The sequence below is a fragment of the Streptomyces sp. NBC_01261 genome (assembly GCF_036226385.1).
GTDB lineage: Bacteria > Actinomycetota > Actinomycetes > Streptomycetales > Streptomycetaceae > Streptomyces.
Map to the genome: position 1 here is coordinate 4573724 of NZ_CP108463.1, position 21404 is coordinate 4595127.

At 68.5% G+C, this 21404-nt stretch carries 17 protein-coding genes and 1 pseudogene; 5 read left to right on the forward strand and 13 right to left on the reverse strand.

Annotated elements, in window-relative coordinates; all coding sequences use genetic code 11:
* Positions 1-8 precede the first annotated feature (8 nt).
* Both OG226_RS19745 and OG226_RS19750 read left to right on the forward strand, forming a co-directional pair.
* Positions 9-278 (forward strand): type II toxin-antitoxin system Phd/YefM family antitoxin, encoded by a 270-nt coding sequence (locus OG226_RS19745; RefSeq protein WP_328679610.1) that lies wholly within the window; start codon positions 9-11, stop codon positions 276-278.
* Positions 279-283: 5 nt separating this feature from the next.
* Positions 284-562, forward strand: coding sequence for a type II toxin-antitoxin system RelE family toxin (locus OG226_RS19750; protein WP_328679612.1), 279 nt, complete (start codon positions 284-286; stop codon positions 560-562).
* A gap of 64 nt (positions 563-626) precedes the next feature.
* Here the strand turns inward: OG226_RS19750 and OG226_RS19755 are convergent, their stop codons facing one another.
* From OG226_RS19755 to OG226_RS19775, 5 genes are all read right to left on the reverse strand, one after another.
* On the reverse strand, positions 627-3044 hold the full coding sequence (locus OG226_RS19755) for a galactose oxidase-like domain-containing protein (protein WP_329349613.1): 2418 nt from the start codon (positions 3042-3044) through the stop codon (positions 627-629).
* Positions 3041-4243 (reverse strand): glycosyltransferase family 2 protein, encoded by a 1203-nt coding sequence (locus tag OG226_RS19760; RefSeq protein WP_329349614.1) that lies wholly within the window; start codon positions 4241-4243, stop codon positions 3041-3043. Before OG226_RS19760 ends, OG226_RS19755 begins: the two co-directional genes overlap by 4 nt.
* Positions 4243-5889, reverse strand: a complete 1647-nt coding sequence (locus OG226_RS19765; protein ID WP_329349615.1) for an ArnT family glycosyltransferase — start codon at positions 5887-5889, stop codon at positions 4243-4245. The genes OG226_RS19760 and OG226_RS19765 overlap by 1 nt, the downstream gene beginning before the upstream one ends.
* The gene (locus OG226_RS19770) at positions 5886-7154 is read right to left on the reverse strand and encodes a glycosyltransferase (RefSeq protein ID WP_329349616.1); all 1269 of its coding nucleotides are present in this window, start codon (positions 7152-7154) and stop codon (positions 5886-5888) included. The genes OG226_RS19765 and OG226_RS19770 overlap by 4 nt, the downstream gene beginning before the upstream one ends.
* A gap of 192 nt (positions 7155-7346) precedes the next feature.
* Entirely contained in the window at positions 7347-9374 is a 2028-nt protein-coding gene (locus OG226_RS19775; RefSeq protein ID WP_329349617.1) for a thioredoxin domain-containing protein, read from the reverse strand.
* 147 nt (positions 9375-9521) lie between these two features.
* On the opposite strand from OG226_RS19775, the gene OG226_RS19780 reads away from it, so the two are divergent.
* Positions 9522-12725 carry a tetratricopeptide repeat protein gene (locus OG226_RS19780; protein WP_329349618.1) on the forward strand — a complete coding sequence of 1068 codons (3204 nt, stop codon included), beginning with the start codon at positions 9522-9524 and terminating at the stop codon, positions 12723-12725.
* Positions 12726-12758: 33 nt separating this feature from the next.
* On the opposite strand, the gene OG226_RS19785 is transcribed toward OG226_RS19780, so the two are convergent.
* Complete coding sequence (locus OG226_RS19785) at positions 12759-13028, reverse strand: hypothetical protein (protein WP_328679625.1); 270 nt, start codon at positions 13026-13028, stop codon at positions 12759-12761.
* A complete protein-coding gene (gene mca / locus OG226_RS19790) occupies positions 13021-13881 on the reverse strand; it encodes a mycothiol conjugate amidase Mca (protein WP_329353438.1) in 861 nt (286 codons plus the stop codon). The genes OG226_RS19785 and mca overlap by 8 nt, the downstream gene beginning before the upstream one ends.
* Positions 13882-14028: 147 nt before the next feature.
* Here mca and OG226_RS19795 point away from each other — a divergent pair, with 147 nt between their 5' ends.
* Both OG226_RS19795 and greA read left to right on the forward strand, forming a co-directional pair.
* On the forward strand, positions 14029-14427 hold the full coding sequence (locus OG226_RS19795; RefSeq protein ID WP_328679627.1) for a DUF4307 domain-containing protein: 399 nt from the start codon (positions 14029-14031) through the stop codon (positions 14425-14427).
* Between the two features lie 168 nt (positions 14428-14595).
* Positions 14596-15096, forward strand: coding sequence for a transcription elongation factor GreA (gene greA, locus OG226_RS19800; RefSeq protein WP_328679628.1), 501 nt, complete (start codon positions 14596-14598; stop codon positions 15094-15096).
* 120 nt (positions 15097-15216) lie between these two features.
* On the opposite strand, the pseudogene OG226_RS19805 reads toward greA, so the two are convergent.
* From OG226_RS19805 to ilvA, 6 genes and pseudogenes are all read right to left on the reverse strand, one after another.
* A pseudogene (locus OG226_RS19805) lies at positions 15217-15360 on the reverse strand (ABC transporter permease); the annotation flags it as partial.
* Positions 15306-17495, reverse strand: coding sequence for a recombinase family protein (locus OG226_RS19810; RefSeq protein ID WP_329349619.1), 2190 nt, complete (start codon positions 17493-17495; stop codon positions 15306-15308). The pseudogene OG226_RS19805 and the gene OG226_RS19810, both read right to left, overlap by 55 nt.
* A gap of 379 nt (positions 17496-17874) precedes the next feature.
* On the reverse strand, positions 17875-18654 hold the full coding sequence (locus tag OG226_RS19815) for an ABC transporter permease (RefSeq protein WP_328686363.1): 780 nt from the start codon (positions 18652-18654) through the stop codon (positions 17875-17877).
* Positions 18655-18677: 23 nt separating this feature from the next.
* A complete protein-coding gene (locus OG226_RS19820) occupies positions 18678-18881 on the reverse strand; it encodes an integral membrane transport protein (RefSeq protein WP_328679632.1) in 204 nt (67 codons plus the stop codon).
* Complete coding sequence (locus OG226_RS19825; protein WP_328679634.1) at positions 18878-19894, reverse strand: ATP-binding cassette domain-containing protein; 1017 nt, start codon at positions 19892-19894, stop codon at positions 18878-18880. The genes OG226_RS19820 and OG226_RS19825 overlap by 4 nt, the downstream gene beginning before the upstream one ends.
* 192 nt (positions 19895-20086) lie before the next feature.
* A complete protein-coding gene (gene ilvA / locus OG226_RS19830) occupies positions 20087-21316 on the reverse strand; it encodes a threonine ammonia-lyase (protein WP_328679636.1) in 1230 nt (409 codons plus the stop codon).
* Positions 21317-21404 lie beyond the last annotated feature (88 nt).

A 21404-nucleotide genomic window follows, 5' to 3' on the forward strand; every position in this document is an offset into this window, starting at 1 on the left:
ACGAGCCGGTGATTGAACCCATGGCCGACGTCCGCAAGCACCTGGCGGACGTCATCGACCGCGCCCACCGCGATGAGACCCCGACGATCATCACGCGGCGCGGTAAGCAGGAGGCGGTGGTCATCGACATCGACGAGTACCGGCGCCTGCGCGAACTCGAAGAGCGGGCCGAGGATTCCTGGCTGAACCGCCTGGCGGACGAGGCCGAGGCCGAGGGGCGCGACGGCTCCGTCTCCCTTGAGGAGATGGCCGCCCTGCTCCGCTCCCACCACGCCTGATTCCGATGGGATACGTCACCCGATTCACGCCGCCCGCCCAGCGGGACCTAGTCAAGATTCCCCGGCCCGACGCCCTGCGCGTCCTCCACCGGCTCACGGAGTCGCAGAGGGCCCTCGACGCGAACGACACCTCGGCCCTCGACATCAAGGCCCTCCAGGGGCACAACGCCCGCTGGCGCCTGCGCGTCGGAGACTTCCACGTCGTCTACACAGTCGAGGACGGCCAACTGGTCGTTTGGGTGCTGTCCGCCGCTCATCGCCGGGACGTCTGTCGAAACCTGTGAGCCAGGCGCAGGCGAGGGCACACCCCCAACAGGGGTGCGCCCTCGCCGAGTTCGCAGGCGACAACTACCCCTTCTTCTTCACGGTCTTCACGTCACCCTTCCCGCACGCCACCCCGTCCCTGTTCGGGTCGAGCCGCAGCGGGTCGTCCTTGCCGTTGACCTTCAGGCGGCCGTAGTCGTTCTGCCGGAGCCATGAACAGCGGGCCACGGTCGTCGACTTGACCTCCTTCGGGAAGACGGTCGGGACGCAGACGTTGATCGTGCCGTAGTGGCGGTCGCAGCCGGAGATGGTCGGGCTGACCTTCTGGGAGGCGCGCTTCTTGCCGGGCTCGGTGACCTTGCCCTTCAGGGAGTCCGCGAAGGAGTGGACGTGGGCCGAGGCGGTATCCGTGCTCAGGGCCGAAGGGCCTTGTAGATGGACCCACTTGGCCACCGACGGGACACCGTTGGCGTCGACCGCGAAGAGCATGTACCAGCCGGGCGGGGCCAGGTCGGGGTTGCTCGTCACGTTCAGGTCGACCGTGTTGCCGTCCACCGAGAGCGGCAGGTCCACGAAACGCTGGTTCGGGTCCGAGGAGTGCGTGACCGCCGCCGGGCGGATCAACTCGGCCTTGGCGATGGGCCGGTCGACGGTGATCGTCTGGGTGTCGCCGTACTCCCACTCGCTGTCGATGACCGAAGTGATCGTCGGCCGCGTGCCCTTGAGGAGATACGGCGGGGTGTAGATCGACACGTTGTGGTTCCAGGTGCCGTTGCCCGGGTTGTCACCGGTGGACATCACCCGGCCGTCCGGCAGCAGGAACGAGGAGGAGTGGTAGCCCCGGGCCTCCGGGTCGGCGGCCACCGGGTCGAACGTCGTGGTCGCCGGGTCGAAGATCGACGCCTCGTACACCGGGTTCGCGCGGTTGTGCAGCCCGCCGCCCGTCTCCAGGACCGTGCCGTCCGGCAGGATCACGGTGGACACGTACATCTTGCCCTGGGTGCCGGTCTCGGCCACCGGACCGTTCCCCAGGTCGACGGTCCCCTGCGGAATCTGGGGGCCGACCGTGTACGTCGGGTTCGCGGCCTTGAGGTCGATGATGTCGGTCAGCCGGTTCGCGTCCGGGTTGGAGTCGATGTTGCCGCCGCCGACGGTGAGGACCTTCTGGTCCTGCGCCGGAGGCAGCAACACGCTTGCGGACTGGTCGCGTTGGTCCTTGTTCTGGAGTCCCGGGACGGAAGTGATCGTGTTGGCGCCGTAGTCGTAGATCGCCGAACCCGTCCCCGGGATGTTGTTCCCGAAGACGTGGCTGCCCGTGTAGAAGAGCCGGCCGTCCTGCATCAGGACCATCGACGGGTACAGCCCCCAGTACGACCAGGTCTGGTTTACCTGCGACAACGGCAGCCACTTCTGCTGGGCGTCCGACCAGTACTCGGCCGTCACCGAACCCGTCGAGTCCTCGCGCAGCCCGCCGAAGGAGATGACGTCACCGTTGCCCAGCTCGGTCGCCGACGGGTACCAGTGACCGTCGTTGAGGTCGTTCGTCCTGCTGTACGTCTCGGTCGCCGGGTCGAAGATGTACGAGTCCTTGTACCCCTCGTACCCGTGCGAACCGTCCGCCGCCGGGAACGCCTTGTTGCCGCTCAGCACCAGCACCCGGCCGTCCTGCAACTGGATGTGCCCCGAGCAGAACATGTCCTTCGGCGTCGGGATCACCTTGTACGTCCCGGCCACCGGGTCGTACACCGCGCTCGTGAACGTCCCCGCGTCGAACTGCTCCTCGCTGTTCCCCGACCCCGCGATCAGCAGCACCTTGCCGTTGTTGAGCACGACGGAGTGCATCGAGCGCACCGGGTTCTGGGTCGGGAGCACGTCCCAACGGCCGTTCGCACACTCCTCGGCGGTCGCCGTACAGGTCGCGGGCGGGAGCGTGTCCGGGACCTGGTCCATCGTGTAGTCGTCGGTGGTCGCGGACCCGGTGCCGTAGACCGAGACCCCCCAGGTGATCCGGTCGGTACCGGCGGGCACTTCGGGCGTACGGACCGTGGCCTGGGTCCAACTGCCCTGCATCTCCAGGGTCTTGAGGTCGGTCCAGTACTGCCACCCGGCCGTCGCGTCGTGCCGGAACAGGGTGATGTTCGCGTCCGGCGTCGTCGTCATGTACCAGAGCCCGAGGTCGTACTGCTTGCCCGCCGTCACCACCGGCGCGCATCCCGTCGACTCGGTGATCAGCGCCTTCCGGTCGCCGTCCACCCGCCGCGTGACGGTGACCTTCATGGCCTTCGAACCGGAGTGCGCGTCCGAAGTCGTGGTGAAGTCGAAGTCGTTGTCGCCCCAGCCGGACTTCTCCCAGCAGTACGGCATCCCGTCGCCGCCCGCCGTCTCGAAGCCCGGATTGAGGACGAGGTTCGCCGCCTCGGCGGACTGCGGCGAGGTGAGCAGCAGCCCGGCGGTCAGGGCGCCCACCCCGACGAAGGCGGTTCGTCTGCGGTACTTGTTCACTCGGCTCTCCTTGGTGCGGTACGACTCCCCTTGCGGCTCCCTTTGCGGCGCGGGAGGTAGACCAACGCCTCTGTGCCCACGAAGCGCAGGACGAAGGTCATGACCAGCGCGAGCGCGGTCGCCGACACCGCGCCCATGCCGAACCTGTGGACGAACAGGGCGATCAGCGGGATCCGCAGCACCAGGTCGGCGTTGGCGAGCAGCGCGAACCGGCCCGCCCGGTCCCACCAGGTGCGGTGCCGGCGCCGGTCGCGGAACAGCAGGTGCTCGATGAGCAGGAAGTTCCAGGCCACGCCGAGCTGGTTGGCGAGGATCTCGGCGGGGACGTAGTGCATGCCCGTCCTGGTGAGCGCCCACAGCCCGACCAGGTTCGGAACGAAGCCGGTCGCGCCGATCAGGCCGAAGACCACCATGCGCGCGACCGGCGACGCCGTACGCAGTCCGAGGAGGTGGCGGAGGAAGCGAAAGCCTTCCTGCGCCGTCGACTTGGACTCCCCCGCGAACCGGTCCTGGAAGACGAACGGCACCTCGGTGACCTGGCGCGGACGGCTGCGGACGGCGAGTTCGAGCAGGATCTTGTAGCCGAGCGGCTTCAGCGCCTCCGCCGTCACCGCGCTGCGCCGGATCGCGAAGAAGCCGCTCATCGGGTCGCTGATACCGCGGAGCTTGCGCGGGAAGAGCGTCTTGGTCAGCCAAGTCGCCCCGCGCGAAACGGCGATGCGGTATCCGCCCGCCAGTCCCTCGCGGCTGCCGCCCTTGATGTACCGGGAGGCGACCACGAGCCCGGCGTTCGCGCGCTCGCCGGTGCCGACCAACTCCGGTACCAGGGACGGCGGATGCTGGAGGTCGCCGTCCATGACGACGATCCAGTCGGACGTCGCCGCCTTGATCCCCTCGACGACCGCACCGCCGAGCCCGCCGACCGGCTCCTCCCGGTGCAGCACGGTCACCGGGAACGGGCAGTCCTGCGCCGCCGCGGAGATCACCTCGGGGGTGTCGTCGGTGGAGTCGTCCACGAAGACGACCTCACAGGGCAGGCGGGTCGGCACGGATTCGGTGATGCGGTGCAGCAACTCCCGTACGTTCGCGGACTCGTTGAAGGTCGGCACGACGATGGTGACGGCACCCGGCTCCGCGATCTCCGCGCCGCGTACGGCCGGATCGCCCAACTCCCCGGGGACCATGGACTCTTGGCTCATCACTGGGCTCCCACGGTCTCGGACTGGATCTGCCGGATCTCGATGCGGTCGTCGCCGGTGCCGAAGGTGGCGACCGGGGTGGAGTGCTCGATCGCCGCCTTGACGTTGGGCAGGTCGACCGCGTCGCGCCGTACCGTCGGGGAGGCCACCACGTAGTCGATGTCCTTCCAGCCGTGCGGCATCGTCTTCGTGACGGCGGGGTCGAGGTCGGCCTTGTAGAACCAGATGACCCCGAGTCCGGGCCGGTACCCGGCGTGCACCAGGTCCAGCCAGAGCGCGTCGTCGACGAGGACGCGGGTGTCCTTCGGGTCGGCGACCTCGGTGGACAGCCACTTGGAGGCGGCCCGGTAGGGGGCGTTGGCATCGGTGGTCATGGCGGTGCGGTCGCCGTCGTACCACTTCGGCACGACATAGGCGCCGGCGGCGATCGCGAGGACCACGGCGAGCGTGTACCGACCCCCGGTGACGTATCGTTTCTCCCCCTCGGCGCGCCATCTGCGCAGCACCGCGTGGGTGACGGAGGCGGTGCCCCCGGCCAGCACGAGCGCGAGGAAGGGCAGCGCGCCGATGATGTACATCGCGGGCAGATAGCCGTTGGGCCGCATCGAGACCAGGGCGAGGATCGCCACGGTCATGGCCGGTCCGGCGAGCGAGCGGGCGGTGACCGACCAGCGCCAGGTGACCAGCAGGAGCAGCGCCCCGGCGAGGCCGCCGAGCGGCAGAACGCGGTCGTAGTACAGCCAGGAGTGGAGGACGCCGTAGGAGCCCGTGCCCTGGTCGAGGATGAAGCCCGAACCCGGTCTGGTCATCTGGTACGTGAGGCCGTCCCACAGGGAGACGTGGCCGCTGCCCGGCAGCAACTCGCCCTTGAGCAGGGCGAAGAGGGGGTACGAGAAGCCGATCAGGACGCAGGCGGTGATGGCGCCGGTGAGTGCGAACTTGCGGGTGTCGCGGTGTCCGTGGCGCCACATGGTGAGCAGCAGCGCGGGCAGGACGATGAGCATCGTCTCCTTGGTGAGGACCGAGGCCGCGCCTGCGAGACCCGCGCCGAAGTGGTGCCAGAGATGGCGACTTGGAGACGCGGCCAGGCAGAACGCGAGCAGCATCCACATCACGGCGATGTTGTCGAGGAAGATCTCCCGCTGGAGGATCACGGACAGCGGGGACAGCCCGAAGAGCACCATGCCGAGTCCGGCCGCCCAGCGCGGCAGGGAGAGCCTGCGGGCGAGGACGTAGACGAGGACCGCGCTGATCGCGCTGATGACCAGCATCGCGAGGCGCATGGTGCCGACGGTCATCGAATCGGGGCTGAAGTGCGCGGGGATCCAGGTGAGCAGGGCGATCTGGATCCAGCCGAGCGGCGGGTGGTCGTACCAGTAGGTGTAGTGGGCCAGCCCGGTGCCCTGTTGGACCGCCCAGGCCTGGGCGAGGTAGGTGCCCTCGTCGTCGCTGAGCGTCGGGTAGTCGGCGATGTTCCAGCCCTGCACGACGAGGATCGCCGCGAGGAGGAGACCGCAGAGGAGGAGGTCGGGCCGGGAGGAACGGAGCCGTGACGGTGGCGCTGTTCGACTGGCCGAACCGGTTTCAGGCGCAGGCTGCCGCTGCGCGGGGACCGTGGTGGTCACCGCGGGAAGGGTGGAAGTCACGCAGGAACGTCCTCTCGGATCTCTGCGGTTTCGGTGAGGTGCGCGCCGACGTGGGAGGTCAACTCCCAGTCGTTCTCGCCGCGTTGCTCACGCCAGACGGCGCGGATCGCGGCTCCGGCGAGGAGCACCTGGTAGAAGGGGCCGCCCACGACGAGCTTCAGATAGTGGACGGCGCGGACGCGGAGTCCGTACTGCTTGCCGAAGTCGTGCAGTCCGACGACCTCGAACACGAAGGTGACGGCGGCGGTGACCAGCGGCAGGAAGGTGAGGAAGGCGATGCCCACCGGCACGTCCAGGAAGAGCGCGACCGCCGCGTTGAGCGGGATGACGACCCCGGAGAAGGCCTGCAGGAACGGCGTCATCAGCGTGTAGCGGGCGAGCAACCGCTGCCCGAATCCCGGGAGTTGCTGCCAGTCCTTCTTGCGGTAGACCTGAAGGAAGCCCTGGTTCCAGCGGGTTCGCTGCTTCAGCAACGACATCAGCGAGCCCGGGGTCTCCTCCCGGGTCACCATGTCGGAGTCGTAGGCGACGACGACCTTCTTGCCGACGCTGGACAGCCGGACGCCCAGGTCGCAGTCCTCGGCGAGGCAGTTGGGGTCCCAGCCGTCGGCCTCGCGCAGGACGTCGGTCCGCACGAAGACGGTGTTGCCGCCCAGCGGGATGAACCCCTTCTGCGCGTGCAGGTGCAGCCGGGACCGGAACCAGAAGAAGTACTCCAGGCAGTTGCGCAGGCTGTACCAGCTGGAGTGGAAGTTGATGAGCTGGACGCCCCCTTGGACGACGTCCGCTCCCGTCGTCCGGAACGCGTGGTCGACGTGGGCGAGCAGCGCCGGATGGACCTGGTCCTCGGCGTCGAAGACCCCGACGACGTCGCCGCGGCAGTGCGGCAGCGCCGTGTTCATGGCCTTCGGTTTGTTCTTCTTCTCGTGCGTGTCGACGACGACCCGCACGCGCCGGTCGCGCTCGGCGGCACTGTGGGCCACCGCCGCGGTCTCGGGGTCGTCGTGCCCCACGATCACGATGATCTCGAAGTCGGTGTGCGTGGACTCCAGCAGCCGCTGGATGGTGTGGTCGAGCACGGCCTGTTCGTGCCGGGCCGGCAGCAACAACGAGAACGAGACGTGCTCGTCCCCGTCCGGGCTGCTGAATCGGGTGGAGGCGAGCACTTCGGGCGTACGCCACGCGTGCATCTGCCACCACAGGGTGAAGGCGGCCATCCAGAACAGGGCCAGCGAAACGACAGCGATGAAGACGGACGTCAACAAACAGATCCCCCCAGATCCCAATACCCCCTGGCGCGACGGTGAGTTACCGCCGTCGCGTCACGAGGCAGAGACTATGGGCGATCTGTGAAGCGAACAGCTGATTTCAGTGAAGAGCGTGTTTCGTCACAATGGGGCTCCCACATGAGCATTTCTCGCACTGGTCGCGTTTGCGGTGGTTGCGACTCCGACGTTTCACCTGCTCAGCGCGGTGCGCAGCCGCTCCGGGTCGGTCGTCGGCGCATCGCAGGTAAAGTTACGGCAAACGTACGCGGCCGGTCCACCGTCGACCAGCGGCCGGTCGGCGAGCAACGGCAGCTCGTCACTCTCCGCCACCCCGAAGGCGACCACGGCCCCGGGCGCGGTCCCCAGAAGTGCCGTACGGTGCAAGGCCTTTGCACCTTCGTCACCGAGCGAGGGCCCTACGACGGCCACCTCGCGCGGCCCGTCGAGATACGCCTCGGCGACGGCCAGCCCCCACCCGATGAACCGGGGCACGCGCGGCCCGAGCGCCTTCACGACCCCCAACGCCCGCTCGGCGGCGGTGCGATGGGGCTCGGCGCCGGTCTGCGCGGCATAGCTCAGCAAGGCACCGGCGGCGGCGGTCCACCCGGACGGAGTGGCGTTGTCGGTCGGGTCCTGCGGCCGACGGATCAACTGCTCGGCGTCGGCGGCGGTGTCGTAGAGCGCCCCGGACTCATCGACGAACCCGGCGAGGACGTGGTCGAGCAGGAACCCGGCGAACTCCAGCCAGACCCCCTCCCCCGTGACCGACGCCAGCGCGAGGAAGCCCTCCGCGACATCGGCATAGTCCTCCAACACCCCGGCGTTCGGCCCGACTTGGCCGTCCTTGCTGGTGCGGGCCGGCTTGGCGTGCTCGTCCAGATGGAGGCGTACGAGGAGATCGGCGGCGGAGACGGCGGCCTCGACCAGGTCGGGGCGGTCGAAGTAGGCGCCGGTCTCGGCGAGCGCGGCGATCGCGAGGCCGTTCCAGGCGGCGACCACCTTGTCGTCGCGGCCGGGGGCGGGACGCTGCGAACGGGCGGCGAGGAGACGACTCTTGACCGAATCGACCTTCTCGGCGTCGAAGACCCCTTCGCTCTGCGGGAGTTGAAGAACGGACTGCCCTTCCTCGAAGGTCCCGTCCTCGGTCACGCCGAAGTACTGGACGGCGAGTTCGGCGTCTTCTCCCAGGACCTCGCTGAGCTGTGCGGGCGTCCAGACGTAGTAGGCACCCTCGACGTGCTTGCCGGTCCCGTCGTCGCTGTCGGCGTCGAGGGCGGAGGCGAACCCGCCCTCGTCGGTGCGGAGTTCACGCACGATGAAGTCGGCGGTCTCGACGGCCACGCGCCGGGCCAGCTCGGAACCGGTACTGCGCCACAGGTGCGCATACACACGACACAGCAGGGCGTTGTCGTAGAGCATCTTCTCGAAGTGCGGGACGACCCACTCGCGGTCGACGGAGTAGCGCGCGAACCCGCCCGCGAGCTGGTCGTAGATCCCCCCGCGCGCCATCCGCTCACAGGTGTCCCGGGCCATCTCCAGGGCGCCCTCGGAGCCGGTGCGGGCGTGGTGGCGCAGCAGGAACTCCAGTGCCATGGAGGGCGGGAACTTGGGCGCCCCGCCGAATCCGCCGCGCTGCGGGTCGTACTCCCGCGTGAGCCCGAGGAGCGCGCCGGACAGCTCCTCCTCGCCGGGGGCCTCGGTGCCGCCGTAGTCGATCTCGCGCTGGGACAGGTCCCGGGTGATCTTCCCGGCGACCTCGGCGACCTCGTCCCGCCGGTCGGTCCAGGCGCTGCGCACCCCCTCCAGCACCTGCCGGAAGGAGGGCATGCCGTGGCGGGGCGCGGGCGGGAAGTAGGTCCCGAAGTAGAAGGGCTCGGCATCCGGCGTGAGAAACACGGTCATGGGCCAGCCACCCTGGCCGGTGGCCGCCTGCACGGCCTCCATGTAGACGGCGTCGACGTCGGGGCGTTCCTCGCGGTCTACCTTGATGCTGACGAAGTGCTCGTTGAGGTAGTCGGCGGTGGGCCGGTCCTCGAAGGACTCGTGGGCCATGACGTGGCACCAGTGACAGCTGCTGTACCCGACGCTGAGCAGCACCGGCCGGTTCGTCCGCCGCGCCTCGTCGAAGGCCTCGGCCGACCAGGGCCACCAGTCGACGGGGTTGTCGGCGTGCTGGAGCAGATACGGGGAGGTCTCATGGGCCAGTCGGTTCGGCATGCCCCCATCGTGCCTGACCGGAGCCGATGACCGCGGGACCGCCTCCCGCTCCCGTACGGCCAACGGATGATCGTCGCCCTCTCGCGCTCGCGCGCTCGCCGAAGGACACTCGTAGGCCAGGGAGTTGCCGCCGGAGGGGGACGTGACATGCGGGACGGCCATCGGACCGATGCCGAGCGGCTGTTGGCTCGGGCCGTGGAGGAGGAGGTGCGGCGCTCCGGCGGGCGCACGGACGGGCAGGTGCTGCTGGCGCGGTCCCGGGCCGCTCTGGACGCCATGGCCCAGACGGCGGCCGAGGAGTACGCGGCTTATACGGGGGCTCTCGACGAGGCGTCGGCGGGACAGCTCACCTTCGGGCAGCGCTATGCCAAGGAGGGCGGCGGAACTCCCCTGCTGGTGGCAGGTGTTGGCGCGGTCGCCGCTGTCGTGGCCGACCTCGCCCTCGGGACCGGCACCGGTACGGCGTTCGGCGCCGGGGTGGCCGTCGGGGTCGTGGGCGCGGCGGCGACCGTCGTGAAGGTGACCGCCTCGCATCTGCCCGCCGCGCACCATCGCGCGGGTGCCGTGAGCCAGCCCGGTGGTCCGGAGCAGTTGCGGTTGCAGTGGCTGACGGCGTTGGAGGTGCGGGGCATCCGGCCGTTCCTGGACCAGCAGCGGGTGCTCGCCGCCTCGACCGGGCCGACGCGGAAGCCGGGGCCGCAGTTGCGCGGTGCGGACAAGAGTGCGGCGGCGCGGAGAAGGAGTGTGCTGGAGCAGTCGTTCGGTCAACTCCCGGATGCGGTGGGGGCGTTCGCCGGGCGGCGGGTGGAGCTGGCCCGGATCCGGCAGTTGGTGCAGGCGGGGCGCGCGAGTACGGAGACCCGGCCGACCGTGGTCGTGCTGCACGGGGCGCCCGGCTCGGGGCGTACCACCCTCGCGGTGCGGGCCGCGCACGATCTGCGGGACCAGTTCCGCGGTGCCTGTGTGGTGGACCTGCGCGGGGACAGCCCGGGCGAGCCGCCGTTGCCCACCCGCGACGCCCTGCTGCATCTGCTGAACCGGCTCGGCGCACCGCGCGAGCAGCTGCTGTTCCGCGAACGCTCCTCGCCCGACCAACAGGTCAAGCGGCTGGGCGAGTTGTACCACCAGCACCTGACCGGACTGCCGGTGACCATCGTTCTGGACGACGCCTCCGATGTCGCGCAGGTGGCCACGCTGGTGCCCGAGCGTTCGGACAGCCTGGTCGTGGTCACCGCCCGCAAGCCTCTCGACCTGCCCGCCGAACTCGCCGCCTGGGTACACCAGTTGCCGGTGGAGTCACTGGACTCGGCGGGCGCGGAGGAGCTGCTGGGTGCGGCGGCGCAGGACGGTTCGGAGCCGTACGACGCCGAATCCGCCGACCGGATCAGGGAGTTGTGCGGCGGACTGCCGCTGGCGCTGCGGATCGCGGGCTCCTCCCTCGGCCCGCGCTCACCGGGTCGACTGGCCACGGATCTGGCCGCGTACGGTCCCGTGGAACCGGTCGAACGGGCCCTGTGGCTGCGCTACACCGACCAGTCGGACCAGGCCCGCACCCTGCTGCGCCGGCTCGCGCTGGCCGGCCGGGCCTCGCTGGGCGCGGCGGCCGCGGCCGCCCTGCTGGCCACCGACGACACGGAGGCCACCCGCCAACTGGAGGCCCTGTCCCGGGCGGGCCTCATCGACCACGTCCGCGGCACCCGCTACCGCCTGCACGACCTGGTCCGAGCCTTCGCCCAGGCCCGCCTCCTCGACGAGGAGGAGCCCTCGGAACGTACGGCCGCGCAGGAGCGGTTGATCGTGAACTACGGCGAACTCGCCGACTCCGTCCTGCGGTTGGTCGACGGCAACATGTCGACGCGCTCGGACCGCTTCGGCCCGCACGGCTTCACCTCGCTCGACGAGGCGCTGCGCTGGCTGGACGACGAGTCGAGCTTCATCACCTCGACGCTGCGGCACGCGGAGGGCGTCGACCAGGGCGCCGTACTGAATCTGCTGGGCGCGCTCTGCGACTACTGCCTGCTGCGCGGCGACCTCTACCGACTGGGCGAGATCAGCGAGTTGGCGCAGGCCGTCGACCAGGGCCTCCTGGTCCGCTCGGTGCAGTGGCGCACCGGTATCGCGGCCCGGCAGCTCGGCGAACTCGACAAGGCGCGCACCACCCTCACCTCCGTCGTCGACCTCTACATGGAGGCCCATCACGACGCGGGCGCCGCACGCGCCCTCTGTTCCCTCGGCATCACCCTCCACCACCAGGGCAACCTCACCGAGGCGGCGGCGAAACTCCGCGAGGCCCTCGACCTCCAGGCCCCGCCCCAACTCGCCACGGACCGCGCCTGGACGATGCACGCGCTGGCCGCCGTGGAGCGGGATCGCGGCCGACTCCCCGAAGCCATGCGGCTGTTGACCGAATCCCTCGTCCTGCACCGCGCCGGCGAATCCGTCCACGGCGAGGCCTGGGCCCACTTCCAGCTCGGCCAACTCGGCCTGCGCATGGGCGACATCCCCCGCGCCGAGTCCGAACTCACCACAGCCCTCGGCCTCTACGGCCGCACCCGCGACGCCCGCGGCGAGGCCTGGGCCCTGACCCAGCTGGCCCGCGCCCGACTCGTCGCCGGCGACCCGTCCCCCGCGATCGACGGCCTGCGCCAGGCCGCCGCCCGGCACCGCGACAACGAGGACGCGCGCGGCGAGGCATGGACGGTCTACTACCTCGGCCAGGCCCTGGAGGAGACCGGCAACCTGGACCTCGCGGTGCGCGAGCTGGAACGCTCCCGCACGATGTTCTCCCGCATGCGCGACGTCTACGGCCTGGCCTGCGCCCGGCACCACTCGGCGCGCGTGACCCGCGACCAGCGCGCGGCCCAGACGGGTTCGCTGCGCAACTCCGGGTTCGCCCGCCAGCTCCTGGTCGACGCCCGCGCCGACTTCCAGCGCATCGGCGTCGCCCACGGCGAGGCGTGGACCTGCCTGGAGCTCGCGGTCGTCGACGCGGGCAACGCCCGTACCCAACAGGCCTTGACGCTGTGCGACGAGGCCGTAGGCCTGTTCACCTCGTACGGCGACCACCGCGGCGAGGACTGGGCCCACTTCCTGCGCTCCACGCTGCTGCCGTACGCGGCCCCCGGCGGGGTCGTGGTCGGCACGGCCGTCGCCCAAGAGGAACTGGCCCAGTTGTCCCGCGCCCGCCACCCCCACCGCGACGAGAAACTCGACGACTACGTGGAGGCGTACCAGCTGTTGCTGGAGCGGGGCGTGAACCTGGAGGCGGGCTGGCAGGCGTGGCGGCTGGGCATGGTGCCGAGCCGGCATGCGCGGGAGGTGATGGGGGTGGCGGTGTCCGGCACCCCCTGAGCACCGTTCGTGCAGGCCGCCGGTTCGGCCGCCTCAGCCCTGCTTGGCCTTGGGTTCGGCCGGGGCGGCCCCGGACTCGGCCCTCGACTCCGCGGTCGACTCGGCCTTCGGGTCCGCGCCCTCCTTGAAGTCGACCTTGTTCATCTGCTTGCTCATGGACTTCATCAGTCCCCAGACGGCCAGGGCCATCACCGCGAACACGATGAAGCCGAGGACGCCGGGGGTGACCTTGTTCTCGTCGACCTCGGCGAGGGGGACCAGGTGCGTCATTGCCAGGGCTGCGCTTGAGCTCATGTCAGGCATTGTCGCGGATGCCCGCAAAGAGGTCGTCCTCGGGGAGGGAGGTAGCGACGAGGGACTTCGCGAGCTCGTACTCCTCGGTCGGCCAGACCTCCTTCTGGATCTCCATCGGCACCCGGAACCAGCCGCCGTCTGGGTCGATCTGCGTGGCGTGCGCGAGCAGCGCCTTGTCGCGGATCTCGAAGAACTCGGCGCACGGGATGTGCGTGGTCAGCACCCGCTCCGTCCGCTCGTTCTCGTTCCACCGCTTCAGCCAGTCCTCGTACGGCGACTCCAGGCCGCGCGCCAGCAGCGCGTTGTGCAGGGCCTCGGTGCGCTGCCGGTTGAAGCCCTGGTTGTAGTACAGCTTCTGCGGCTGGTACGCCGGGCCGTACGCCGACTCCGGGTACTTCTCGGTGTCGGTCGCGCCCTCGAACGCCACCATCGAGATCTTGTGGGTCATGATGTGGTCGGGGTGCGGGTAACCGCCGTTCTCGTCATAGGTGGTGATCACCTGCGGACGGAACGAACGGATCTGCTTCACCAGCTCGCCGGCCGCCTTGTCGACGTCCTCCAGCGCGAAGCAGCCCTCGGGCAGCGGCGGCAGCGGGTCGCCCTCGGGCAGCCCCGAGTCGACGAAGCCGAGCCACTCCTGCTTGATGCCGAGGATCTCGCGGGCCTCGTCCATCTCCTTCTTGCGCACCTCGTGGATGTGCTCCTCGATGTACGTGTCGCCCTGGAGCTTCGGGTTGAGGATGGAGCCGCGCTCCCCGCCCGTGCAGGTCACGACCAGCACGTCCACCCCCTCGGACACGTACTTCGCCATGGTGGCCGCGCCCTTGCTCGACTCGTCGTCGGGGTGCGCGTGGACGGCCATCAGTCGCAGCTGGTCAGTCAAGACTCAATCCTCAGTAAGTCGGCGCCCCGGTGTCTTCGGGTGCGATCGGCGCTTCTATAGTGACCGAATCCGGGGGCGAATAATTCCGGGGGCCCGCTTCTACGGCCCCTTGCCGAAAGGACGATCATGAGTACGGCGAGTGCGCGACTGCCCGAGGGCCGTTACGGCCGCTCGTCGGACGAGCGCGCCGACCACAAGCTCAGGATCGCCGGCGCCGTCCTCGCGGCGATGCTGCTCGCCCTCGTCGGGTACTTCGCCTACCACTACGTCGTCGAGGCCAAGATCAGCGCCGAGGTGATCACCTTCCAGGCCTCGGGCGACGAGGTCAAGGTGCATCTGGAGGTCCACAAGGACTCCGGGACCACCGGCTACTGCACCCTGCGCTCCCAGGCCGCCGACCAGTCCGAGGTGGGCCGCGCCGACTTCCACTTCGGCGGCTCCGCGACCCGCATCGACAGGGTCGTCACCCTGCGCACCACGGCCAGGGGCACCACGGCCGAGCTGCTGGGCTGCCACTCCGACTGACGTCACCCTTGTTACGTAGGCGCTGACCAGCGTTGACGTATATCTGACGGCTTATGTCCTCCCCCTGACGCCATTGAATTGTTAGGCTCGTGGTTTCGCCCTTCCATGAAGGAACATTCTTCTGGGTAGGGCGATGCTTTGTATTCCCAGTACCTACGAGGAGCACCTGTGACCCAGACCAGCGAAGACGTCACCTGGCTCACGCAGGAGGCGTACACCAAGCTCAAGGACGAGCTGGAGTACCTGTCTGGTCCCGCGCGCGCCGAGATCACCGTGAAGATCGCGGCCGCTCGCGAGGAGGGCGACCTGCGCGAGAACGGCGGGTACCACGCGGCCAAGGAGGAGCAGGGCAAGCAGGAGCTCCGCATCCGCCAGCTGACCCAGCTCCTGGAGAAGGCCAAGGTCGGCGAGGCCCCGGCGTCGTCGGACGGCGCGGTCGCGCCCGGCATGGTCGTCACGATCGCCTTCGACGGCGACGAGAGCGACACGACGACCTTCCTGCTCGCCTCGCGCGAGTACGCGAGCGCCGACATCGAGACCTACTCGCCGCAGTCCCCGCTGGGCTCCGGGGTGCTCGGCCACAAGGTCGGCGAGGTGGCGCAGTACGAGCTGCCCAACGGCAAGAAGGCCTCGGTGACGATCCTCAAGGCCGAGCCGTACAACGGCTGACCCTCAGGACCCCCGCCCTTCGGCGAGCCCCCGGCGACCTTGCGGCGCCGGGGGCTTCGTCGTGCGCGGGTCGGCACCAGGTGGGTGTCTCCGGGCATCTTCTCGGGCCACGGCCGAGAAGCCCTTGTGTATGTTGGCGGCAATGCCCGCGCCGGAACTGGCGGTGGCGAACGTGCCGGTCTGCGCCAAGAAGGCGGCCACCGGGAAGGTCATGTAGTCAGCGGCGCTGGTGCTGCCGCCGATCCGCATGGAACCACCGAAGACTGCGCGTAGGCGCGGTTCTGGTCGCAGCAGTCCCCGTTGCCCCCGCAGCTCTGCGATATCTCCAGCTCCAGCGCCGCGAACTTCGAATCAATGCTGCCTGTGACCTCCATAGGAGGCAGGATCAGAAGCGGCGGCACCGGGACCCCACCAGAGCTTTTCAGAGCCTCCATGACGGCCCCCCATGCGCCCGAGGTACGCCAGACCTCTGAACGACGCCGGACGGCACTCCAGGCGTTCCCTGAGACCTCCACCTCACTCCACGGGGCAGCGGTCCGCAGCTTCCACAAGATCGCCTCGAACACCTCACGCTTCGGTGTCCCCTTCTGGCGAGAGGCGGGAAGCATGGCATCAGCCATCTCCCATTCTTCATCGCTGATCTTGAGAGGCACCAGCGTGCCTGTCTCCCTGTGCCATTCAGTGAGGGGTTCGGCGATGCCCTTCCGGTGCCGCTGCCCCTTGCCGACCACCTGCACGCGGATGTCCAGCAGCTCAAGCAGGTCACGACGCTGCACAGGAGTGAAGGAGTGCATCTCCGTCGCCTGCCCCTCCACCAGGGCAATGATCTCGTCGGCTCGCCGCTGCTGCTCTTCGGCGTCCCGAAGCCAACGAGCCACACGCTCGCGCTCGGTGGTCAGCTCCTCTTCCTTCGTCTGGAGAGCTTGCTTCACCTCTCTGATCGTCTCCTCGTCGATGCCGTCGCCGGCACCCTCACCCAACTCGTCCTCGAAGAGCTGGGTGAGCTTCTGGAGGAGCTGCCCCTTTCGGCTGGCCTTCTTCTTCTCGATCTGCGCGTCCAACTCGGCGAGACGCTCCCGATAGGTCTCAGCACGGGCCGGGATCGCCCCCAACCACCCGGCAGCGAGCGCCCTGAACCTGTCCACGTCCGAGAGCAGAGCCCCGATCTCGGCCCAGACGGCCTTTTCCACATCGGGTGCGGGGAGTTCGGCGCACTCGCAGTTCAGCCCCAGCCGCTTGCCCATGCAGCGGTAGTAGCAGATGGGAGACTCGGTGGCCTTTGCTCCCGTGTAGTAGCCGCCGCACAACGCGTACAGCCGCCCCGTGAACAGGTAGTGATTCAGGTTCTTCTTCTTGAACGACCGCCTGTTGAGAGCCTTGCGGAGAGCTTCCACGCGCTTCGGATCACTGATCGGACGAGGAACCTCGATCCGGAAGACCTCGTAGGTCTCCTCTTCGTCGTCCTCGGCCGTGCGCTCAATGCGGAACTCCACATATCCGTCCAGCGCTGTGGAGTTGAGCCGCCCGGCCAGGTTCGCCCCGGTCCAAAGGAGGCCCTTACGAGTGCGGATACCAAGGGCGTTCAGGTGCTCGGCAGCCTCATCCCGTGAGTAGCCGAGATCTACGAGCAGGTTCGTGGCGATGTTGATCACGCGGACCTCGTCCTCGCAGAGAACCGGAGTCGCCTTCCTCCCCTTGCCGCTGAGAGTCACCCCGAACGGAGGCTGACCGAGAGGCCAACCGCCAGCAGCCAACTTCTGATCCCGACCGCCCATGGTTCGCTCAAGGATCAGGGTGTGTTCCAGCTCCGCCATGTACGACAGCAGGCCGAGCATGATGCCGAAGAGTTCGTCGTCACTGTCCAGACGACCATCAGCCGTGGCAACCCTGATCTTGTGATGCTTGGTAGCGTTGAACACCCAAAGGTGGATGTCCTCCATTGTCCGTCCGATGCGGTCCAACTTGCCGAACACAACGAGGTCGATGAGACCCTTTTCAATTGCTTGGGTCATCTCGTCGAGATCAGGTCGCGAGTCGTTCTTTCCGGACTCTCCGCCGTCGACGTAGACCTTGTGAATCTTGTACTTTCCAGGGCCGATTTTATAGTCCAGCCACGCCTTGCACTGTTTTTCCTGAATGTCGAGGCCGTATCCCTCGACCTGCTTCGCGGTAGAAACGCGAAGGTAGACGGCTACGCGCACCACGCCCAGAACAGTCCGGCACCCGCGCATGACGGTACCCTTCCCCATGTCAGTCCCTTCGCGACTGGCAGGCCGGTCCAAGACTGGCCTGGTCCCAGGGGGTTGCCGCCCTCTGGGACCTCCATGTGATGTCCCGTCAGGATAGCTTCCCTGCTTGTGGATCCGCAGGTCTTCGCTTGCAACTGTCGCCCTGGCCATTCCTGTTGGGTAGTCGACCGAATAAAAGATCAGCCAGACGCTGCTCTTCGTGATCTCCCCACTCGACAGCGCGCCAGCGAGAGACCATTTCGCCAGGCTGCGGCTGCTTCTTCTTCGGGCAGCTCATTCGCACCGCCCCTGTTCGTTCGTTGTTTCACGGACGAACTCCCTTTTTCAGGAAAGGCCTTCTGTGATTCCCGCAGCCAAAGATTCCGGCGCGGTCGACGGAGGCCGGCGAGGGTTCAACACCAGCCTCAGATGTAAGGAGAGCCCCCTCCTTCATTTGGAGGGGGCTCTGGTGTGGCTCGTTGCCCCTAGTCAGAGTTGTCCAAGCCACCTGCAACCTAGCCATCTTTCGCGCAAGGACCCTGTGGAGCCGTCAGCTGGCCGTCCGGCGGTACTTGCGAACCGCGAGCGTGCGGAAGAGGACGATGATCAGGACCGAGTAGATCAGCGACGCCCACACCGGATGCTGCATGGGCCAGGCATCGGACGGGGACAAGCCGGGGTCGCCGAAGAGCTTGCGGCACGCCTGCACAGTCGCACTGAAGGGGTTCCACTCGGCGATGTGCCGCAGCCAGGGCGTCATCTTGCTGGAGTCCACGAAGGCGTTCGAGATGAACGTCACCGGGAAGAGCCAGATCAGCCCGCCGGAGGTGGCCGCCTCCGGAGTGCGCACCGACAGGCCGATCAGCGCGCCGATCCACGTGAAGGCGTACCCCAGAAGAAGCAGCAGGCCGAAGCCGGCCAAGATCTTCCCGAAGTTGGTCGGGTCCACGGAGCCAGGGCGCCAGCCCACGATCAACGCGACGATCGCGAGGACAAGGAGCGTCAAGGCCGTCTGTGCGAGATCCGCGACGGTGCGGCCGGTGAGCACCGCGCCGCGAGCCATGGGCAGCGAGCGGAAGCGGTCGATGAGGCCCTTGTGCATGTCGTCGGCTATGCCGGCGCCGGAGCTGGCGGTGGCGAACGTGACGGTCTGGGCGAAGATGCCGGCCATCAGGAAGTTCTTGTAGACGTCCAGGTTCGTGCTGTTGCCGATCTGCATCGAGCCGCCGAACACGTAGGTGAACAGCACCACGAACATGATTGGCTGGATCAGCCCAAAAAGGATCATTTCGGGAATCCGGCTCATGCGGATCAAGTTCCGACGAGCCATGACCAGGGAGTCGTTCACAGCGCTCACTTGACCTGCTCCTTCAAGGCGTTGGGCCGCCGGTCTCGGTTGCGCGGTGAGGTGCAATCTGACCGATACGCGCGAACAGGATTCGGAATCCGGCTCATGCGAATCAGATTGCGCTTGGCGACGACCAGTGAGTCGTGCACGGACTGGCCCAGCGCGCTGCTCGGCGCCGCGACCGGCGCGGCATCGGTGACGGCACTCACTTCGCGGCCTCCTTCTTCTGCTTGCGGTCCTTGGGGGTCTTGTCGGCGTCCGTGCCGTTCTCCTCGGTCTTCTCCTCGGCCAGGTGGCCCGTCAGGGACAGGAACACATCGTCGAGGGTGGGGCGGCGGAGGCCGATGTCGTCTATCTCGATGCCGCGGGAGTCGAGCTCGCGGATCACCTCGGCGAGGAGCTTCGCGCCGCCGGTGACGGGCACGGTGAGCTTGCGGGTGTGCTCCTCGACGGTGGTGTCGCCCTTGCCGAAGCCGAGCAGGATGTCGGAGGCGATCTGGATGTGGTCGCGCTCGTGCACGACGACCTCGACGCGCTCGCCGCCGGTGCGGGCCTTGAGCTGGTCGGAGGTGCCGCGGGCGATGACACGGCCGTGGTCGACCACCGCGATGTCGTGCGCGAGGTGGTCGGCCTCCTCCAGATACTGGGTGGTCAGCAGGAGTGTCGTACCGCCGGAGACGAGTTGTTTGATGACCTCCCACAGCATCTGGCGGTTGCGCGGGTCGAGGCCGGTGGTCGGCTCGTCCATGAACATCACGGGCGGGGAGACGACGAGCGCCGCCGCCAGGTCGAGCCGGCGGCGCATGCCTCCGGAGTAGGTCTTGGCCGTACGGTCGGCCGCGTCCGCGAGGTTGAACTGGTCGAGCAGCTGGTCGGCCCGGGCCTTCGCGGCCTTGGCCTTCATCTGGTAGAGCTGGCCGACCATCTGCAGGTTCTCCCGGCCGGTCAGGTACTCGTCGACCGCTGCGAACTGGCCGGAGAGGCCGATGGAGCGCCGCACCTCGTTGGGCTGCTTCAGTACGTCCAGGCCGGCCACGACCAGCTTGCCGCTGTCGGGGCGCAGCAGCGTGGTCAGACAGCGGACGGCGGTCGTCTTGCCCGCGCCGTTGGGCCCGAGCAGGCCCAGCACGGTGCCCTCGGGGACATCGAGGTCGACGCCGTCCAGAGCTTTCACGTCGCCGAAGGTTTTCACCAGGCCTTCGGCATAGATGGCGCCTGGCATATCAGTCTCCACGTCGTCGGGGATTCTTTGAAAAGCCTAGGTATGTGTCTTTTGCTCTGCCCGCGGGAGCGGCATGCTACTGCCTGCGGGCGACACGAGACACACCATAACGCGATGTATCGCGAGTCTCAACGGATTTTCTCGAACGGGTGACGGGGCAGACGAGGGGACGGGTGGGAACGGGCTCCGACCTCAGTCGATGACGGTGTAGCCCGCGTCGCGCAGGGCGTGACCGACCTCGGCGCAGTGCACCGGACCCTTCGTCTCCAGATGCAGCTCGACCTCCGCCTCCGTGAGCCCGAGCCGCGGATCGGTCCGGACGTGACTCACATCGAGGACGTTAGCGTCGACCACTGACAACACCCCGAGAAGCGTCGCGAGGGCCCCCGGCCGGTCCGTCAGCCGCAGCGTCACGGCCAGGTAGCGGCCCTGCGCGGACATGCCGTGCCGCAGGATGCGGTTGAGCAGCAGCGGGTCGACGTTTCCGCCGGACAGCAGCGCGACGACCGGTCCGTCGAAGCCCCTCGGATCGCTCAGCAGTGCCGCGACCGGGCTGGCACCGGCCGGCTCGACGACCAGCTTGGCCCGCTCCAGGCACAGCAGCAGCGCGGCGGACAGCTCGTCCTCGCTGACCGTGCGGACCTCGTCCACCAGATCGGCGACGATCCCGAACGGCACCTCGCCGGGGCAGCCGACCTTGATGCCGTCGGCCATCGTCGCCGGGTTCTTGATCGCCACCGGGCGACCGGCCGCCAGCGAGGGCGGGAACGCGGCGGCGCCCGCCGCCTGGACGCCCACGATCCGCACGTCGGGCCGCAGCGCCTTCACGGCGACCGCGACACCGGCCGCGAGCCCGCCGCCGCCGATGCCGACGACGATCGTGCGCACCTCGGGGCACTGGTCCAGGATCTCCAGGCCGACCGTGCCCTGGCCCGCGATGATGTCCGGGTGGTCGAAGGGGTGGATGAACACCGCGCCCGTCTCCTGGGCGTACTCCTGCGCGGCGGCCAGCGTCTCGTCGACCACGTGACCGTGCAGGCGCACCTCGGCGCCGTACTCCTTGGTGGCGCTGATCTTCGGCAGGGGCGCGCCCTTGGGCATGAACACCGTGGAGCGCACGCCCAGGAGTGCGGAGGCGAGGGCGACGCCCTGGGCGTGGTTGCCGGCGCTCGCGGCGACGACACCGGCGGCGCGCTCCTCGGGGAGCAGTCCGGCGATACGGACGTAGGCGCCGCGGAGTTTGAAGGAGCCGGTCCGCTGGAGGTTCTCGCACTTGAAGTGCACCGGTGCGCCGACGAGCTGGGTGAGGTGCCTGCTGCCTTCCATCGCGGTCACCCGCGCCACGCCCGTGAGCATCTTCTGGGCGCCGCGCACATCGTCGAGGGTGACGGGTCGCAAGGAGTCAGCCGTGCTGTAGCTCATGACTCAAGCATCGCAGTTCACAGCCGCGCGCCACGGCTGTGACCAACCTCCGAGACCGGTTTGCGCAGCCCCGGTACGGGTCGCCTTC

Excerpts from the sequence above, each read along its gene's own strand:
- OG226_RS19750 (WP_328679612.1), top strand. The coding sequence starts at position 284 with ATGGGATACGTCACCCGATTCACGCCGCCCGCCCAGCGGGACCTAGTC.
- OG226_RS19760 (WP_329349614.1), bottom strand. The coding sequence starts at position 4,243 with ATGAGCCAAGAGTCCATGGTCCCCGGGGAGTTGGGCGATCCGGCCGTA.
- OG226_RS19775 (WP_329349617.1), bottom strand. The coding sequence starts at position 9,374 with ATGCCGAACCGACTGGCCCATGAGACCTCCCCGTATCTGCTCCAGCAC.
- OG226_RS19780 (WP_329349618.1), top strand. The coding sequence starts at position 9,522 with ATGCGGGACGGCCATCGGACCGATGCCGAGCGGCTGTTGGCTCGGGCC.
- OG226_RS19785 (WP_328679625.1), bottom strand. The coding sequence starts at position 13,028 with ATGCCTGACATGAGCTCAAGCGCAGCCCTGGCAATGACGCACCTGGTC.
- mca (WP_329353438.1), bottom strand. The coding sequence starts at position 13,881 with ATGGCCGTCCACGCGCACCCCGACGACGAGTCGAGCAAGGGCGCGGCC.
- OG226_RS19795 (WP_328679627.1), top strand. The coding sequence starts at position 14,029 with ATGAGTACGGCGAGTGCGCGACTGCCCGAGGGCCGTTACGGCCGCTCG.
- OG226_RS19810 (WP_329349619.1), bottom strand. The coding sequence starts at position 17,495 with ATGGCCAGGGCGACAGTTGCAAGCGAAGACCTGCGGATCCACAAGCAG.
- OG226_RS19815 (WP_328686363.1), bottom strand. The coding sequence starts at position 18,654 with ATGGCTCGTCGGAACTTGATCCGCATGAGCCGGATTCCCGAAATGATC.
- OG226_RS19825 (WP_328679634.1), bottom strand. The coding sequence starts at position 19,894 with ATGCCAGGCGCCATCTATGCCGAAGGCCTGGTGAAAACCTTCGGCGAC.
- ilvA (WP_328679636.1), bottom strand. The coding sequence starts at position 21,316 with ATGAGCTACAGCACGGCTGACTCCTTGCGACCCGTCACCCTCGACGAT.